This is a genomic window from Myxococcus sp. CA056 (genome assembly GCF_013336715.1).
GTDB lineage: Bacteria > Myxococcota > Myxococcia > Myxococcales > Myxococcaceae > Myxococcus > Myxococcus llanfairpwllgwyngyllgogerychwyrndrobwllllantysiliogogogochensis.
In genome coordinates, this window is sequence record NZ_JABUMT010000002.1 from 1,613,980 (window position 1) to 1,631,902 (window position 17,923).

The window sequence follows — 17,923 nt, forward strand, 5'->3', positions numbered from 1 at the left end:
TGCCCATGTGGGCTGACAACAGGGTCTGTCTCCCCGCTGAATCAGAACAGGTACCGCACGCCTCGTTTGTCCCACTCCTTCAGAATCCGTTCGTTGAATGGTTCCGATTCGTCCCAGCTCAGGCGCACCTCCCGCAGGGATGGCAGCTCCAGCAGAAAATCGGGCGACCGTCCCAGGCAGTTGCTGTCCAGTTCGAGCAACTCCAGTCGTTTCAACTGGGTGAGGGTTTCGGGCAAGGCTTCCAGGGCGTTGCCAGCCAGTCTCAACTGTCGGAGGTTCGTGAGGTTGCCGATTTTCGGTGAGAGTCTGCGGAGTGGGTCCGAGACATAAAGCACTTCCAGGCTCCGCAGCGAAAAGACCTCGTCAGGCAACTCCTCCAGGCCGTTCTCCCAGAGGTCGAGCCTCCGAAGATGGGTGTAGCGCGCCAGTTCTGGAGAAAGAGAGGCCTTCGGGAATCCACCCAGGTCGAGCTGCTCCACGGCCTCAATCGCCGCCAGGGGCGAGGGCACCAGGTCCTCCTGCTCATTCATCAGCGCGATTCGGTACTCCAAGCCACTCCGCGCAACCCTCGTCACCTCCGGCTCTTCGGCATTGGCGTAGGTCATCCGCCAGATGGAGTCGAACAGCTCAAGCAGCGGCGACAGCACGGGGAACTCGGGAAGCAGGCCGAGCGCCTGCCGTACCTGCGCCGGCTCGGAGCTCTTCAAGAGCTGTATGATTTCCTGTTCGGAACCGGGTGCATTCATTCGCGCGAGCGTACCCTCGAACACGCGTGCACCTCGACTACCGCCCCTGCGTCAGGGAAGGTGCCGGCTCGGTTGACCCGGCTGAGTTGACCACCCGACGTGGATTCTGGAAGGCAAACGTGTCGCGAAGTACCCGCCACTGCGCGGTTGATGGCATGAGAAGCTCGTCCAGGAACGCGACACATGAGCGATTTCGAAACGGCGTGGCATGTGGAACCGGCGGGCAAGACGGGTGCGGACCGTGTGAGTGTCCTGACACGAGGGGACGCGACGGTGCTCGTGGTGGCGGATGGGGCGGGGAACTCACGACGTGGCGCCGAGGCCGCGGAGGCCGTGCTGCGTGGCGTCCAGGACGCCGTGGAGGCCGGGGCCGACGTGAAGCGCGCGGAGACCTGGCGCGAGGTGCTGGGGCGGTGCGACGCGGAGCGGATGGCCTCGGGACAGGGAGGGGAAACCACCGCCGTGGTCGCCTGTGTCACCCCACGGCGCGTGGTGGGGGCCAGCGTGGGGGACTCGGAGCTGTGGCTGTTCCAGGGCGGCGAATCGACCGCGCTGACGGAGCATCAACACCGCAAGCCCCTGCTCGGCAGCGGGCAGGCGCGGCCCGTCACCTTCGAACTCGCGTGGCGAGGTGGCGTCCTCCTCGGCGCGTCGGACGGCTTGTTCAAGTACGCCGACCTCCGGCGCATCCAGGCGCAGGTGAGCCTCTCCGACGCGAACGCCGCGGTGCTCGCGCTGGCCGCGCTGCCTCGACTCGCGAGCGGCGCGCTCCCGGATGACGTGGGGCTGGTCCTGTGCCGCCCGAGCGCTCCACGCCCCTGACTCCGTCCTCGGTGCGACGGAGTCTCTTCGTTCGTCGAGCAGCCGCTCCTGGAGTCGCCAGCGTGGAGGGTAGGCGCCGCCAGCCACACGGAGAGTAGGATGAGGCATGCCCTCTCCAAAATGGCTCCTCCCGGCAGCCCTGGCATTCGCTTGCGTCGCCTCCGCGGCCAGCCCCTTCCCCACCTATCAAACCCAGACCGTCGAGGGCTGGACGGTTCGCATCGATGACCGCCTGATGGCAGGGGCGAACAAGCCCCTGACGGAAAAGGCGCTGGTGCTCCTGGCGGCGCAGCTCAAGGAGGTCATCCGGATTGTCCCCGCGGGCCCCGTGGCTCAGCTCCGCAAGGTGACGCTGTGGCTGTCGCCGCCCTATCCCAACGAGCCGGAGGCGGCTCGGTACCATGCGGGCGATGTCTTGCTGCGCCGGAGTGGTCGCAGCCTGACGATGCTGAAGAGCATCGAGTTCACGAACGTCCTCATCTTCGAGAAGGAAACCCGGCGGATGCCCATATTCGTGCTCCACGAGCTCAGCCATGCCTATCACGACCATGTGCTCGGCGAGCACGCCGGCATCGAGGCGGCCTTTGCGCGCGCGAGGGAAAACAAGAGCTACGACTGCGTGGAGCGCTGGCGTGGGCCCGAGGTACCCATCACGTTCGAGCGTGCCTATGCCATGAACGACGATTGGGAGTACTTCGCGGAGACCTCGGAGGCGCTCTTCGGACGCAACGACTTCTATCCCTTCACACGGGAAGACTTGGCCAGGCACGACCCGGGCATGCTCGCGCTGCTCCAGCAGGTGTGGCAACTGCCCACGACCACGGCACCCACCCCGCCCACGACCTCCACTCCTCCGCCGGTGTCCGCCCCCGTCGATGCCCGCTGCTACTACCGGTTGACGACCCTGTGGCAGGGCGATGGCATGTCGCTGGACATCATCGGGGACGGCAAGGCCAACAACACCCCCATCCTCGCCACGACGGCCAGATACACGGGGCAGCTGTGGAAACTGACTCCGGAGGCCAACGGCTTCTACCGACTGACGACCCAGTGGCGTGGGACCAGCCTGTCCCTGGCCAACACCGCCGGCAATCGCCCCCTCCTCGTCAAATCGGCGGCTGTTCCGGAGCAGCGATGGAAGCTGACTCCGGAGCCCAACGGCATCTACAGGCTGACGACCCAGGCGCAGGGCGACGCGCTGTCGCTCGACATCGTCAATGACAGCAGGGCCAACAACATCCCCATCCTCGCCAAGACAAGCTGCAATGACTCGGGGCAGCTGTGGAAGCTGACCCCCGAGCGCCCTGTCGAGGATGAGCCGTGAGCGAGGGGCGGCTTGCTGCCCGCCTTCGCTCTCCGCCTGCACGGGTCCATTCCTGGCCGCGCCTCCCCGGATGTCTGGCTAGAGCTCGTTCAGGATGAGCAGGCCGCGCGACGAATCGATGATGTACCCGTAGTCATCGCCGGGTACGCGGATGCCGACGGCGCCCTCGAAAACGATGGTGCGCCCGGCGAAGGTGCCCGCTCTCCGGCCCGTTTCCGTTTTTAGGTGGCGTCACGCGAGGTCGCGGATGACGGTTCGCATGGGGCGATGACCTGCTCTTCCGCATTGCCGCCCTGCGCCATCAAGTCTCGGTTGTACGGGCAATCCACGATGAATTGTCAGCCGCCCGACACTTGCTTGTCCTTTTGGGCATACCCGCAGTGTGTGGTTCTTCACGGTTTCACTACCGTGTCCTCGCCGTGCCGGTCGGCGCCAGTCCTGGCTCTGGCCGCAGCAAACGCAGCCGAGGAGAACCTGTCATGACGACGATGAAGAAGTGGTGTCTCTCAGTCCTGGCTCCCGCGGTGCTTTCGTTCGGGTGCCTCGACGGTCCCGCGGTAGGTCCCACGGAGACGGCTCCCGAGGAGGTCCTCGAGGGGACGGTGTCGCAGGGCCTGGCGACCTTCACCGGCACCGTGCTCGACCCCAGCGGTCAGCCGATTGCCGGCGCCACGGTGGTCATCAATGGCATCAACCGGACCACCGACACGGCCGGCAAGTACTTCGTGTCCGTCAACAGCACGACGGGCTACATCATCAGCGTGAGCAAGTCGGGCTTCGCGCCGATGACCGACTACTTGAGCGCGGGCCTGCTCAACAACACCCACGTCCTGCCGCGCGCGCCCATCCGGCAGTTCAGCGCGACGCAGGCCATCACCATCGAGGCCGGTGACCTGTCCGTGGTCATCCCCGCGGGCTCCCTGTTCAACGCCGCGGGCCAGCCGGTGACGGGCACGGTGCTCGTCTCCGCCGCCACCTACAACCCGCGCGGCATGCCAGGTGACTTCACGGCGGTGAACCAGGGCGGCAGGCAGGTCGCGCTCGAGTCCGTGGGCGCCTTCTTCATCGGCGCGACGACGCTCGACGGCCAGCCGGTGAACCTCGGCAAGGACCGGACCGCCGAGGTCACCCTCCGCGTTCCGCAGGCCGCCGGAGGCCGCATGCCTCCCTGTGTGCTCAACGGCACCTGCCGCGCGGCTGGGTGGCGCTTCGACGCGACCATCAACCGCTGGGTGGAGCAGCGCGCCAACTTCCGCCCGAACAGCGCTGGCAGCACCTTCACGCTCATCGGCGGGCCGGCGTCCACGCCCAGCTCGGTCGTCCCCTCCAACGGCGGCCTCGGCACCTGGAACATCGACCTGGAGTTCACCAACCCCGCCTGCACCATCGTCGAGTTCGTGGGCTTCCCCGCGTACTGCTACGACATCAAGCTCAACCTCGCGATGCAGAACGCGGGCAACACCTTCGTCCCCTTCACGGACACGGTGACGCCGGCCATCCCGTTCGTCGTCCTCTACAACAACCGTCCGAACGTGGACCAGGAAGTCGGCGTCGAGTTCCCGCTCGGTGCGCCCGCGGACTGCGCCGCCAACATGACCATCTTCTCCAACCCCAACCCGACGGACCCGTCCACCTATCCCATCTACACGCCGACGGGCGGCTTCACCCAGTTCAACTCGGGCGCGCCCTGGGGCGGCACGGGCTTCCCCAAGTCGACCGTCACCCCCTTCGGCGACATCACCCTGACGGACATCGTGAACAACACCCAGCCGTGCAACTCCACGGTGACGTTCGTCTACAACCCGTAGGCCGGGCCTGAAACCCCGGCGCGGCCCCGAGTGGGCCGCGCCGGGACTCACCGATTGAATCAGGTCGGCGTCGTACAGGTGCAGGTGCTCGCGGGCGCGTAGCAGGCGTTGCTGCTGGCCGGGACGATGGAGTAGCAGTGCGAGCGTCCCGCCATCACCTCCGTGTCCGTGTACGTGGTGCCAGTGACGGTGGCGACCTTCGCCTTGCCGTAGTTGCACGCGGCGAAGCCGTCCGACTTCATCACCCAGTACTCGGTGGCTCCGGCCACCGCGCTCCAGGACAGGTTCGCCTGGCCAACGCCCGGCGTCACGGTGAGCGCGGGCGCCGCCGTGGGGCCGCCCACGCAACCCGCGTTGATGCGGGCCGGCGCGGAGCAGGCGATGTTGTGGCGAGCGAAGGCGGCGTAGATGGCCGTCATGTGCGGAGTGCCGTCGATGAGGCTGCCGTTGTCGTCGTCCGCCGCCAGCCACTGCATGTAGCCGTTGGTGGCGCCACAGCCGCTCGACGTGCCGAGCGTACAGTCACAGGCGTGCCAGATGCCGATGTTGCCGCTGCCCTGGTAGAACAGCTTGTTGCCCATCGTGTTGGCCGTGTTCGCGTCGTAGCTGAAGGGGGCCGCGCGCAAGTCGCGGGCGACGAGGTCCCACGCCGCCTGACGGACGGGAGAGGCCGCGCAGTGGACCTGCCTGCCGCAGGGTCCACCACCGCCGCCGCACCGACCACAGACGAAGTTCTGCGGCGTGGCGGGCGTGTTGGGCACCTGGGCCGCCCAGTCCGCGTCACGCACGCCCGAGCAGCGGCTGGCGCACCAGGGCGCTCCTGTCTGCGCCTCGTTCACGTTGTAGCCCGTGCCGTCCGGCGTCATGCCACAGCCCTGGTCGACGGTCTGGAAGAAGCCGTGGCCCACGCACGAGGTCGGCAGGCGGTAGATGGCCGCGATGTCCGCGTAGGCCTCGCTGGAGTTGCTCAGCGTGCCGGCGACGTCGTTGTCGTCCATGCCATGGCCCCACTCGTGGTCGAACACGGCGGCGATTTCGCCCGTGTTCCGGCACCCGCCGCCGCTGCGGAAGAAGTTGACCGTGGACCCCGTCCAGAACGCGTTGCAGGTGCTGACGATGTTCATGTTGGAGGTGAGCTGGCCGTTGAGCCACACGTTGGTGGGCAGCCAGCCTCGGGCAATCTGGGCAATCCGGTTCAGCTCGTAGAAGGAGCTGCGCGACGCGGAGGTGTTGCCAGCGGAGAAGCCCGGCGTGGTGCAGTCGTGCTGCCCGGTGACGCCGCCCAGGTCGATGGTGCCCGGGGCGGAGGCGGTGACGGGGCCGCAGTTGTCCTGGATGCGGATGTACTTGCCGTTGAGGGTCGTGGTGGTGGTGCCCGTCGTGTAGTTGAAGACGCCCGCGCTGTCCGTGTAGTCGTCCGGCCCCGGGAAGCCGGTGTCGGCCCACGGCATGGGCGTGTTGGCGAAGCTCACCCCGCACGTCGCCGTCGCGGTGCAGGTGTCCGTGTTGGTCAACAGATAGGCGCCGCCCTTGATGGTCTGGTCGAAGTAGTGGTTGTCGTCCTCGAGCGACAGCACCTCGCCGCGGGTGGCATCCACCGTGACCTTCCAGCGCTCGTGCTCACCGGGCTGCTGGAAGCCGTAGCTCCACACCAGCTGGTGTCCGTAGGCCGCGCCGAAGCCCGCGCCCTGGCGGGCCACGGGGACGATTTCCAGCGTGGGGGCCTTCCAGAGCGTGGAGGGGCTCTCGTAGAGGCCGAAGCGCTCGTAGCCCGCGACCATGGCCTGGTCCGCGGCCAGCAGGGGCAGGGGAGAGATGTCCACGTTGGCCCAGGACTCGGTGCCCAGCAGCACCAGGTTGCCGTGGCTGATGGTGGCCGCCATGCGTCCGTAGCGGACCGGGATGCCCTTGAGCTGCTGGGGGATGGAGACCTGCCACAGGTGCTCGGCGACCTGCTCGACGCGGGGCTCTCCCAACTGGAGCACGTCCACGCCAATCGCGGCCTGGTTGGCCTCGATGAACTGGAGGACCAGGTCCCCGACGACGGCCGCGTCCACCCGCGCGACGGCGCGACCCAATTGGTTGCGGACGGAGTCCAGCGTGAGCTTGTTGCCCGCACCGGTGCCGGGGATGAGGGGGACCGAGCCCATGAGGTTCGCGGCCGTGCCCGTCTGGGCATCGACGTAGACCTGGAAGCCTCGGCCGTTGCGGGCGAAGAAGTCATCCCACGCGCTGGCGCCCGAGCGGCTCAGCTTCGGCAGCGCCTCCTCGAGCGGCACCTGTCCGCTGGGGATGGTGAGCTCGGGCTTGAAGAAGGCCTGGCTCGCCAGCGAACCCGGCGCGGAAGGCGCTTCTGGCTTGAACGCCCACGCGGGCGCCGCCAGCAGGGCGGTAAGGCAGACAGCGGACTTCAAGACATGGTGCATGGAATGGCTCCCTCGGCAGTGAATGACTGTCTGGAACGGGGGATGACGGAGGCCCGGGAGGGCGCCAGAAATCCCCGAGTTCCTTATATTTTACACTTCACTGAGGGTGTGCCCCGGAGGGTGTGAGGAGTGTTGGCCTGCGGACACTCCTGGCACGGCGGCGGATGGCAGACGCCATTCTTTGTCGTCTTGGAGACAGGGCAGACGCCGGGGCTTCTTTTCATGAGACGCATTGCGCCGGGGGCCGGGGCCAGGGTGCGTAAGCCCTGGAATTGTCGAGAGATTGGAGCCTGCTTCCAGGTCCGGTTAACCTCCAGGGCCGCACTTCACCGCTCAGGGAGCCGGTCCGACATGTCCGAGCAGAAGCCCCGCCTCACGCGTCCCGTGGAGAATGTCCGCGCCGAGCTGCTCGCGGACCCAGACACCCAGCGCATCGCCAAATCGGTGGGCATGGAGCTGGCCGCCTACGTGGAGCTGGTGCTCGACTATGCCCAGCACCCGGAGAAGGAGCCGGTGCTGCAGGTCGTCCCGGACGAGGCGCTGCGGGCCGCCGGGTATGATCCACCCTCCATCCAGGAGGTGGGGGAGTTCTTCAAGAGCGCCGCCCGAGGGGAGCTGGGCCTGGGCCCACCGGCCTCCTACTCCACGGGCTTCGAGGCGACCCAGGCCGCCTCCCAGAACAAGCCCTCCCTGCGGGGCGACGAGAACCAGACGCGGGTCGAGGTCGACGAGGCCACCAGCCAGGCCCTCCTCAAGAACCTGCCCCGGGGGCCTGATCGCCTTTGAGGGGCCGGACGCAACTCCGCCGGGTAGTCCCCGATAATCAGGCAAACCTACATTTCACGAGGAAATCCCATGTCCGTCGGCGGCTCCAGTGGCGCGGGTGGTAGCAGCGGTGCGAACAGCGCGAGCAACTCCGCGAGCAACGCGGCGAGCAAGGCCGCCGACGCGGCGAGCAAGGCCGCGAACAGCATCAGCAACGCACTGGGTGGGCTCGGCAAGGCATTGGGGGGCCTGGGCGGACTGGCCAGTAGCCTGGGCGGGTTGGCCAAGGGGCTCAGCGACGCTGTCGGCAAGGTCTCCGAGGCGCTCGGGAAGATTTCCGGCCTGCTCGAGAAGGGCCTCAGCGCCATCACCGGTCCTCTCAAGGACATCGTCGGCAAGGCGCTGGACTCCCTGCCGTTCGGCATTGGCCAGCTGGCGAAGCCGTTCGCCGACAAGTTCATCGACAACGGGCTGTCCATGGTGGCCGGTGGCCCGCTGGCGGGCGTGAGCAGCATGCTCGGCCAGGCGCAGAACGTGGGCAAGCTGGCGGACACCGTGGAGACGGTCCGCAATGCCGCCACCGCCGTGGGCGACATCGCGCAGGGCAAGTTCAACGCCCAGCAGCTCGCCGCCTTCGCGCAGTCGCAGCTGCTGCGCGGCGGTCAGTAGTCCTCGCTGGGAGCCCCCTCGAGGCTCCCGTGTCACCGCCCCGGTGTTCCATGCTCACGGCATGGGGCCCGGGGCTTTTTCGTGGGCTCGCGTTCACGAGAAGTCAGATGTTTTGGGATGGCTTTGGTCGCCGAGGCAGTGGACAGACGCCACTTCCAGGCGCAACGAGGCAAGTCCGATTCGGCGGCAACTTCGTCATCGGGAGTCGGAGAATAGAGAGACAGCAGGTGGCATGCCTCCCCGCTGACCTCCTCCCGCATTGGGGTACTTCATGTCCGTGAGTGGAACGGGTTCATCTCGGAGCAGCTCGGGAAGCATGGCCGCCGGGCGCGCGGCGGACCGGGCGAGCGTGAGTGGGTATTCCGGCAACAGCCGCGCCTCGAACTCGAAGTCAGGTTCGATGGCTTCGGCTCGCGCGGCGGACCGGGCGAGCGTGAGCGGATATTCCGCCGAGAGTCGTTCCCCGAACTCGAAGTCGGGTTCGATGGCTTCGGCTCGAGCGGCGGACCGGGCGAGCGTGAAGGGATACTCCGCCGAGAGCAGCTTCTCACGGTCAGGCTCGATGGCTTCGGCCCGAGCGGCGGACCGGTCGAGCGTGCTCGGCTATACGAGTGGGTCGCTCCGCAAGGGCGCGTCGAACGAAACCGTGGGGGCCTTGCAGGACCGGTTGCGCTCCGCGGGATTCAATCCCGGAAAGACAGACGGGAAGCTCGGCCGCGCCACGGAGAAGGCCGTTCGCGACTTCCAGCGCTCGATGGGGCTCAAGGTGGACGGTGTGGTGGGGCGGCGAACCTTCGAGGCCCTCAACGGCCTTTCAAGCTTCTCGCCGAAGACGACCCGCGCCACGACCACCCAGCCGACGACTGGACGGGCGTTCGAGGGGATGGCTCGGCTCGCGGAACGGCACGGCCTCACCGTCACCTCGACTACGGGAGGAAGGCACAACCCCGGTTCGATGCACTACCAGGGGCGGGCCATCGACGTGCGCACCCGCGGCGTCCCGGCGGCGCGCCTCGAAGCCTTCATGGCCGATGCCCGGGCGCAGGGCTACACCGTGCGCGACGAACGGACACGCCCGAGGGGACAGGCGGTCTGGGGCGGTCCCCACCTCCACATTCAGAGGTAGTTCCACTCAAGCTGCCGCGCTCAAGGATGTTGAGATGGCCCTGGATGCCAATCTCCCCGGGGCGTGGTTGTGCGGGATGACAGGTCAGTCCTTGCACTGTCATCACAGCGGGCAGCCCGAGAGCTGCCCGCCGGAATACCTTCGCGGCTCGCCGTTCAATGGCTTGCGCGAATGTATCTGCTGTCTCCAACGACAACCCCGGTGACGAAGCGGCGTTGGCGTCGGATTCAATGACTCACAGCGTGCGGGTGCGCGTCCCCACGGTGGGCTGCACCGTCTTCGAGGGGCTGTTGTCGATGTCGATGATTTCGAGGGCGGGCGTCGCGCCGCCCACCGCGCCATCCAGCCGCGGCAGCTCCGCCGATTCGAGCGTGCGCAGCGTCTCCTTCTTGAGGGTGGGCTTCTTCGAGGGTCGGGTGCTCATGGCTGGGCGCTCCTGGTCCGGATGAGTGGTCGCACACCGCACGCCCCACGGGTCGCACGGGACATCCAAGCCTAAGTCACGCAAAACAACAGCCTCAAGAAATAACTGCATCGTTGCTGTATAAGGGAATCCGAGGGTTCTTCTCCGACACGACAGCCGCCGTTCACATGCCTACCCCATCTTCCCCCTCGCCTGACGCGCGTGAGAACCCAGCGGGGCGTACGCGCTCTGGTCGCGCGCCCCCCTTCGTCGCCGCGGACTTCTTCGTCCTGCGCACCCCGTTGCTGCCCTTTGACGCGCTCACGTCGTGGAGCGAGGGACTGGAGGGGCCGGAGGCCGCGCCAGACGCGCTCGAAGCGGCGCTCCAGCGAGACACATCGCGACTGCGCGCACGGCTGCGCCAGTGGGTGGATGACCCGCTCATCCAGGAGTCGCTCTTCATCGCCTCTCCCGCGCTGGTGGAGAGCCTGCACTACTGGCGGGAGAACGCCGACTCCGAGCAGGGCAAGAAGGTCGAGCGGACTCTCGTGCGGTACTTCGCGCGAATGGCCGGGCGCAGCACGCCCTTTGGTTTGTTCGCGGGGCTCTCCATGGGGCGGCCGGGAACAGCGACACGGCTGCGCCTCTCGCCGCGCGAGGACCTGCGTCGCCACACCCGCCTGGACATGGACTACGTCTGCGCGCTCGTGGAGAAGGTGCGGCAGGAGCCTGGAGTCCGAGACCAGCTCTCGTACGTCCCCAACTCCAGCCTGTACCTGGCCGCGGGGCGGCTGCGTTACATGGAGATGCGGCACACCGGACGCGAGCGCACCTACCATCTGGTGGCGGTGGAGCCCTCGTCGTACCTGGACTCCACGCTGGCGCGAGCCCGTGGCGGCGCGTCCCTGGAAGTGCTCGCGGAAGCGCTCACCCGGGATGACGCCGACGTCGGACTGGAAGATGCCCGCGCCTTCATCGTGGAGCTCATCGAGTCCCAGGTCCTCGTCCCCACCTGGGCTCCGCCGCTCACCGGGCCGGAGCCCATCCCCGCGCTGCTGGAGGCATCCGAGGGCTTGTCCGCGCTGACGCCCACGCGCACGAAGCTGGCCGCCGCGCACGAGGCACTGAGCCGCATCGATGCCGCGCGTCCCGGTGTTCCCGTCGAGTCCTACCGCGACGTGGCCCGCATGCTCGAAGGACTGCCCGTGCCCGCGGAGCTGCCGCGCCTCTTCCAGGTGGACATGCTCCGTCCCGCCGAGGAGGCCACGCTGTCTCCCCGCGTGGTGGAGGCATGCCAGGGTGCCATCGAGGCGCTCCACCGCATCTCCGTGAACAGCGGCGTGGCCACGCCCCTAACGAGCTTCCTGCAACGCTTCGTGGCGCGGTACGAGACGCGCGCCGTGCCGCTGCTGGAAGCGCTCGATGAGGAGACTGGCATCGGCTTCGCGGCGGACGGTGGCACGAGCAGTGGCACCGGCCCGCTGCTCCAGGGCTTCGCCTTCCCGCTCCAGGATGGTGACGGGCGCTTTCCTGGCGGTGCGCGCTGGCGCCACCTGTTGACCCGGTTGGAGTCCTGTTGGCGTGAGCAGACCCAGGAACTGGTCCTCACGGAGGACGACCTCCGCGCCCTGGAGTCCAGGGACGTGCCGCCGCTGCCGGAGGCCTTCTCCATCGTGGCGACAGTGGTGGGCGCCAGCACCGAGCAGGTGGACAACGGGGACTACCAGCTCGTCCTGGAGAGTCTCTCCGGTCCCTCGGGCGCGGTGATGGTCGGGCGGTTCTGCCACGCGGACCCGGCGCTGGAGACGGCGACGCGTGAGTACCTGCGTGCCGAGGAGGCACTGAGGCCCGAGGCCGTCTTCGCGGAAGTGGTGCATCTGCCGCAGGGCCGCATGGGCAATGTCATCTGCCGCCCCGCGCTACGCGAGCATGACCTCGTCTTCCTGGGACAGTCCGGTGTGCCCCCGGAGCATCGGCTCGAGCTGTCGGACCTGTGGCTCTCCGTCGAGCAGGGCCGACTGGTGCTCCGCTCCCGCAAGCTGGGGCGGGAAGTCATTCCCCGGATGACCCATGCCCACAACTACTTCTCCCTGGGGCTCGGGGCGTATCGCTTCCTGGGGCAGCTCCAGCAGCAGGGCGTCCAGAGCCTCGCGTTCTCCTGGGGGCCGCTGGCGCAGGCTCCGTTCCTCCCTCGTGTCACGTATGGCCGCGTGGTGCTGGCGCTGGCGCGCTGGCGGGTGAATGCCGACGTACTCAAGGCCTGGGGCACGGCGCAGGGCACCGCGCGCTACCAGGCACTCCAGCGCTTCCGGAAGCAGGCCCGACTGCCGCGCTGGGTCTGTCTCCAGGATGGCGACAACCAGCTCCCCATCGACCTGGACAACGTTCTGAGCGTGGACACGTTCGTCCAGCTCGCGCGCAATCGTCCCTCGGGCGTGACGCTGGAGGAGTTGTTCCCCACGCCCGACGGGCTCTGTGTCACCGGACCGGACGGACGCTACATGCACGAGGTGGTGCTCCCGTTCCGTCGACGCGAGCCCCTGGCTCGAACGCCCCACGCGCCCGCTGTCGCCACCGCGTCCGTGCCACGCACCTTTCCGCCCGGCTCCGAATGGCTCTACGCGAAGCTCTACACCGGCACGGCCACCGCGGACCGGTTGCTCACGCTCACGCTCGCGCCGGTCCTCCGGAAGCTCACCGAGACGGGCGCTGTCTCCCACTGGTTCTTCCTGCGCTACGGCGACCCGGACTGGCACCTGCGCCTGCGGCTGCATGGCGCCCCGCAGCGGCTCTATGCGGAGGCGCTGCCCGTGTTGCAGTCGGCGTGTGCGAACGCGCTGGCCTCGGGCGAGGGCTGGAAGCTCCAGCTCGACACATACGAGCGCGAGGTGGAGCGCTACGGTGGCCCCACGGGAATCTCGCTGTCCGAGCAACTCTTCGCGGCGGACAGCGAGGCCGTGTTGTCCCTGCTGGAAACCCACCCTGGAGACGAGGGGGCCAATCTGCGCTGGCGACTGGCGCTGCTGGGCATGGACACGCTGCTGGAAGGGCTTGGCCTGTCGCTGGAGCAGAAGCTGGCCGTGGCGAGTCGCTGCCGCAAGGGGTTCGGCGCGGAGTTCCGCGTCAACGCGCGCTTCGAGGACCAGCTCAGCCAGCGCTTCCGACAGGAGCGTCGGGAGCTGGAGCGGATGCTCGACGCGGCTCCGGAGGACGAGGGCCCGTGGAAGGCGGGGCTCGACATCCTGGCGCGGCGCGGAGCCCTGCTGCGGCCCCTCGCGGAGCAGCTCCACGCGGCCGAGCGCGAAGGCCAGCTCACGCTTCCCGTGGCGGGACTGGCCGAGAGCTTCCTGCACATGCACGTCAACAGACTGCTGGCGAGCGACCAGCGAGCCCAGGAACTCATCCTCTACGACTTCCTGGCCCGGCTCTATCGCTCGCGGCTGGCGAGGCCGCTCAAGGGGAGCGCATGAGGCTGCTCGCGCACGGCCGGGATGGTGAGCCAACAAGCAGTCGTCCCTGTTGGTCGGCTCCGGCGCATTCGCTATCGTCCCGAGCCGTCGGCCCGAGGCTGCATCCATGAGTGAGCAACCGCATCAGTCGTCCCTCTTCCGACAGGAAGCGCTCGACCACTACGCACGCCCCGAGGTTCGGGGAACCCTGCTCCGGGTCGACCCGTTCTGGGCGCGCGTCACGTACTGGCTCATCCTGGTGCTGGCGCTCATCCTCGGCGTGGGCCTCTCCGTCGTGGAGATCAACGACTACGCGACGGGGCCCGTGCTCATCCAGGTCCGGGGCCTGGAGGATTTGACTGTCACGTCCGCGGGGCGGGTCAGCAAGGTGCTGGTGAAGCGCGGGCAGTACGTCCAGGTGGGCCAGCCGCTGGTGGAGCTGCACTCGCCCCTGGAAGAGGCCGAGCGAAGCCGCATGACGCAGGAGTTCCGCTCGCAGCTGGCCGCGGGCCTGATGAACCCGCTCGACGCCAGCTCGCGCCAGGCCCTCTCCTCACTGCGCAGCCAGGTGGACTCGAGCGAGGCGCGGCTGTCGGAGCGCGTGCTCCGGGCCTCCGTCAGCGGCCGCATCTACGATGTCCGCGTGCGGGAGAACCAGTACCTGAGCGCGGGGCAGGCGGTGGCCTCCATCCTCCAGGACGGCTCGGAGGCCTTCGCGCTCGCGCTCGTGCCGGGGCAGTACCGGCCGATGCTGGAGCCCGGTCAGCAGATTCGCATGGAGGTGTCTGGCTTTCCGTACGTGTACCAGTACTTCCAGGTGACGTCCGTCAGCGACGAGCTGGTGGGGCCCGCCGAGGTGCGGCGCTACCTGGGGCCTGGCCTGGGAGACGCGCTGTCGCTGCAAGGCCCGCATGTGGCGGTGGAGGGCCGGCTGCCGGGTGCGACGTTCGACGTCGATGGACGCAGCTACTCGTACTACACCGGCATGCCCGGCGTGGCCTGGGTGCGCGTGCGTGCGCGCAACGGCTGGCTGACGCTGCTGCCCGTGCTCGAGCTCCTCGGAAGACCGCGTGGCTGAAGAAGACGACAAGGCAGGCTCTCTCTTCGACCGCTTCCCCGCGCTGGGTCGCATTGGCGAGCACCTGCGGCGCAAGCGTGTCCCCTTCGTGGCGCAGCTGACGGCCACGGATTGCGGCGCCGCGAGTCTGGCCATGGTGCTGGGCTACTGGGGTCGACGCATCGACCTGGACGAAGTCCACACCGCCACGGGCCTGTCGCTGCGAGGCGTCAGCGCGCTGGCCCTGCTCGAAGCCGGCCAGCGCTTCGGGCTGGTGGGCCGGGCCGCGCGGGTGGACATCGACGAGCTGCATCTGCTGGAGCCCGCCACCATCCTCCACTGGGAGTTCCGCCACTTTGTCGTCTTCGAGCGGCTGACCTCCAAGGGCGTGGAGTTGGTGGACCCCGGCTTCGGCCGCCGCGTCGTTCCGATGGAGCAGTTCCGCAAGTCTTTCACGGGCATCGCGCTGCTCTTCGAGCCGTCGGAGACCTTCGAGACGGGGGGCACGGCGCCCGGCCCTCGCCGCTACCTGCGGCTGCTCACCGAGCGCGGCACCACGCTCCGGCGGGTGGTGGTGATGTCGGTGCTCTTGCAGTTGTTCGCGCTCGCGCTGCCCTCGCTCACCGGCGCGGTGGTGGACCGGGTGGTCCCCAGCGGAGACACCACGCTCCTGGCCATCCTCGCCGGGGGCATGGGGCTGCTGGTCGTCTTCCAGTTCGTCTCCTCGCTCGTGCGCGCGCACCTCTTGTTGCACCTGCGCACGTATCTGGATGCACGGATGACGGTGGGCTTCCTGGACCACCTGGTGCGGCTGCCGTTCTCCTTCCTGCAACTGCGCTCGACTGGCGACCTGATGAGCCGGCTGAACAGCAACGCCACGGTGCGTGAGCTGCTCACGTCGGGGGCGCTGTCCGCGGTGCTGGATGGCTCGCTCGTCGTCGTCTACCTGGTGCTGCTGTTCTTCGGCAGCTGGCAGCTCGCCCTGCTCGTGCTGGGACTGGCGCTGTTGCAGGTGCTCGTCTTCCTCTTCGCGCGAAAGCGCCAGCGCGAGCTGATGTCGCGCAGCCTCGAGGTGAACGCCAGCTCGCAGAACTACGAGGTGGAGCTGTTCAACGGGATGCAGACGCTCAAGGCCATGGGCCTGGAGGACCGGGCCGTGCAGCACTGGTCCAACCTCTACGTCGACGTGCTCAACGTCTCGTTGGACCGGGGGCGGCTGTCCGCGCTGACCGACTCGCTCACGTCCACGCTGCGCATGGCCTCACCGCTGGCGACACTGGCCGTGGGCACGTGGCTGGTGCTGGACCAGCGGCAGCTCTCGCTGGGAGAGATGCTGGCCATCAATGCCCTGGCGGGGAACTTCCTGACGCCCATCTCCAGCCTGGTGGCCACCGCGTTCCAGTTGCAGTTGGTGGGCAGCTACCTGGACCGGGTGGATGACATCCTCCAGGCCCGCCCCGAGCAGACCGACGACACGCCTCGCCGCGCGCACACGCTGCGGGGCGGCATCCAGGTGTCTCACGTGTCCTTCCAGTACGGCAGTCGCTCCACGCCGGTGCTCCAGGACGTCAGCGTGGACATCCGGCCCGGACAATTCGTGGCAATCGTGGGCCGCTCGGGCGCGGGCAAGTCCACGCTGGCCAACCTGTTGCTCGGGCTGTACCTGCCGACGCAAGGTGACATCCGTTACGACGGCATCTCCCTGCGGGAGTTGGACCTGCGGGCCGTGCGGCGGCAGATGGGCGCGGTGCTCCAGAACCCCGCGCTCTTCCAGGGAGACATCCGGAAGAACATCGCCTACTCCGACCCCACGTTGCCCCTGGAGAAGGTGCTCGAGGCGGCCCGTCGCGCGCAGATTCACGACGAGGTCATGGCCATGCCCATGAAGTACGAGACGGTCCTCAGTGACATGGGGCAATCGCTCTCCGGTGGGCAGCGACAGCGGCTCGCGCTGGCGCGTTCCCTGGTGCATGGCCCGGCCATCCTCCTCCTGGACGAGGCCACCAACGCGCTGGACACGAAGACGGAGCGGGCGGTCCAGGACGCCATCGCGGAGCTGAACTGCACGCGCGTCGTCATTGCCCACCGGTTGAGCACCATCCGGGAAGCGGACCTCATCCTCGTCATGGAGCAGGGCCGGCTGGTGGAGCAGGGGACGCATGACGAGCTGATGGCCCAGCGCGGGCACTACCATGAGCTGGTCGCGCAGCAGGACCGCGCCGCGCAGCAGAAGCTCGTGGGCTGACGGACGCCCTCAGGGCGCGCGCTTGGAGACCGGTGGAAGGGCCAGCTCCACCTCGGCCAGCAGGCCCGTGGCGAGCTGCTCGCGCATCGCGCCGTCGATAAGCAGCCGGGCCTCGGCCTTCTGGTGCCGCGAGGACGGGTCCACCTCGGGCGCGAGGCTTTCTACCTGCGCTTTCAGCGTCACCCCCAGGGCCGGCAGGCGCACCTGGATGAGTGTGCCCGCGCGCACCGTGGGCGCGATGTGTTCCGGGACGGCGAAGCGCAACTTCAGCTCCTCGCTGACAAGCCGGAGGATGGGTGTCGCGCGGCCCACGAGGCCCCCAGGCACTTGATACAGCTCGGTGATGCGACCCGCGAAGGGCGCGCGAATCCGGGCCGTCTCCAGATTGCGGCTCGCGGAGTCGAGCAGGGCCTTGGCTTCCGCGCCGCGCGCCTGCGCCAGCTCCACGTTCACCTTCGCCAGGGCCACTTCGGTCTCCGCGGTCTCCACGGCTTCGGCGGCGGTGAACTGGCGGATGCTCTGCTCTCGCTTCAGCCGCTGCTGTGCCTGCAGCAACAGCAGCTCGGTGCGGCTCACCTCGGCCTGGGTGGCCTGGAGCTGGGCCTGCCGCGCGGCGGTCTCCAGTTGGAGGGGCTCCAGTTCCAGTTGCGCGACGACCTGCCCGGAGGTGACGCGTTCGCCCAGTCGCGCCTTGAGCAACTGCAGCCGGCCCTCTTGTTGCGAGGTCAGGTCCAGCGTGTAGCTGGCCACCACCACGCCCACGAGGGAGTCCGAGGAGAACGCGGGACTCGATGCGGGGGCGCCCTCGGCGGGTGGCTCCGCATGGGCCAGGGGGCCACCGAGCAGGACGGCCCCTACCACGAGCCAGCGACTCGAACGCCGCGAGGTGCTTGCGGAAGCCTCGCGAGTCACGCGGCAGGCTCTTCGGTGAAGGTGACTCGGACGTCCATGCTGACCACGACGTTACACCGGGACCGTCTGCCTCCGAAATGGCTCCCATCCTCATCAGGGTGGCCTCGCCCCACTCAGGGTTGAAGGAACGGGGTGGCCTCTCGCCCGTGCGCAGCAGGCTGCACAGGCGCG

13 protein-coding genes are annotated in these 17,923 nt (G+C 68.2%); 9 read left to right on the forward strand and 4 right to left on the reverse strand.

What is annotated here, in order from left to right; genetic code table 11:
• Positions 1-41 precede the first annotated feature (41 nt).
• Positions 42-770, reverse strand: coding sequence for a leucine-rich repeat domain-containing protein (locus tag HUA76_RS14035; protein ID WP_174461113.1), 729 nt, complete (start codon positions 768-770; stop codon positions 42-44).
• Positions 771-929: 159 nt separating this feature from the next.
• Between HUA76_RS14035 and HUA76_RS14040 the strand changes: the two genes are divergently transcribed.
• From HUA76_RS14040 to HUA76_RS14050, 3 genes are all read left to right on the forward strand, one after another.
• The gene (locus tag HUA76_RS14040) at positions 930-1,568 is read left to right on the forward strand and encodes a PP2C family serine/threonine-protein phosphatase (protein WP_174457978.1); all 639 of its coding nucleotides are present in this window, start codon (positions 930-932) and stop codon (positions 1,566-1,568) included.
• Between the two features lie 106 nt (positions 1,569-1,674).
• Complete coding sequence (locus tag HUA76_RS14045; RefSeq protein ID WP_174457979.1) at positions 1,675-2,892, forward strand: RICIN domain-containing protein; 1,218 nt, start codon at positions 1,675-1,677, stop codon at positions 2,890-2,892.
• A gap of 479 nt (positions 2,893-3,371) precedes the next feature.
• Positions 3,372-4,700 (forward strand): carboxypeptidase-like regulatory domain-containing protein, encoded by a 1,329-nt coding sequence (locus HUA76_RS14050; RefSeq protein WP_174457980.1) that lies wholly within the window; start codon positions 3,372-3,374, stop codon positions 4,698-4,700.
• A 59-nt stretch (positions 4,701-4,759) separates the two neighbouring features.
• Here the strand turns inward: HUA76_RS14050 and HUA76_RS14055 are convergent, their stop codons facing one another.
• Entirely contained in the window at positions 4,760-7,126 is a 2,367-nt protein-coding gene (locus HUA76_RS14055) for a hypothetical protein (RefSeq protein ID WP_174457981.1), read from the reverse strand.
• Between the two features lie 351 nt (positions 7,127-7,477).
• Here HUA76_RS14055 and HUA76_RS14060 point away from each other — a divergent pair, with 351 nt between their 5' ends.
• From HUA76_RS14060 to HUA76_RS14070, 3 genes are all read left to right on the forward strand, one after another.
• Positions 7,478-7,912 carry a hypothetical protein gene (locus tag HUA76_RS14060; protein ID WP_141640780.1) on the forward strand — a complete coding sequence of 145 codons (435 nt, stop codon included), beginning with the start codon at positions 7,478-7,480 and terminating at the stop codon, positions 7,910-7,912.
• A 69-nt stretch (positions 7,913-7,981) separates the two neighbouring features.
• Complete coding sequence (locus HUA76_RS14065; protein ID WP_174457982.1) at positions 7,982-8,560, forward strand: hypothetical protein; 579 nt, start codon at positions 7,982-7,984, stop codon at positions 8,558-8,560.
• Positions 8,561-9,122: 562 nt separating this feature from the next.
• Entirely contained in the window at positions 9,123-9,686 is a 564-nt protein-coding gene (locus HUA76_RS14070) for a peptidoglycan-binding protein (RefSeq protein ID WP_174457843.1), read from the forward strand.
• A 235-nt stretch (positions 9,687-9,921) separates the two neighbouring features.
• Here the strand turns inward: HUA76_RS14070 and HUA76_RS14075 are convergent, their stop codons facing one another.
• Positions 9,922-10,110 (reverse strand): hypothetical protein, encoded by a 189-nt coding sequence (locus tag HUA76_RS14075; RefSeq protein ID WP_174457842.1) that lies wholly within the window; start codon positions 10,108-10,110, stop codon positions 9,922-9,924.
• A gap of 167 nt (positions 10,111-10,277) precedes the next feature.
• Between HUA76_RS14075 and HUA76_RS14080 the strand changes: the two genes are divergently transcribed.
• The 3 genes from HUA76_RS14080 (at position 10,278) to HUA76_RS14090 (ending at position 16,840) form a co-directional block, all read left to right on the forward strand.
• On the forward strand, positions 10,278-13,559 hold the full coding sequence (locus HUA76_RS14080; protein ID WP_254614159.1) for a lantibiotic dehydratase: 3,282 nt from the start codon (positions 10,278-10,280) through the stop codon (positions 13,557-13,559).
• A gap of 106 nt (positions 13,560-13,665) precedes the next feature.
• Entirely contained in the window at positions 13,666-14,616 is a 951-nt protein-coding gene (locus HUA76_RS14085; RefSeq protein WP_174457841.1) for an efflux RND transporter periplasmic adaptor subunit, read from the forward strand.
• A complete protein-coding gene (locus HUA76_RS14090; protein WP_174457840.1) occupies positions 14,609-16,840 on the forward strand; it encodes a peptidase domain-containing ABC transporter in 2,232 nt (743 codons plus the stop codon). Before HUA76_RS14085 ends, HUA76_RS14090 begins: the two co-directional genes overlap by 8 nt.
• A gap of 9 nt (positions 16,841-16,849) precedes the next feature.
• Here the strand turns inward: HUA76_RS14090 and HUA76_RS14095 are convergent, their stop codons facing one another.
• A complete protein-coding gene (locus HUA76_RS14095; protein ID WP_174461114.1) occupies positions 16,850-17,701 on the reverse strand; it encodes an efflux RND transporter periplasmic adaptor subunit in 852 nt (283 codons plus the stop codon).
• Between the last annotated feature and the right edge of the window lie 222 nt (positions 17,702-17,923).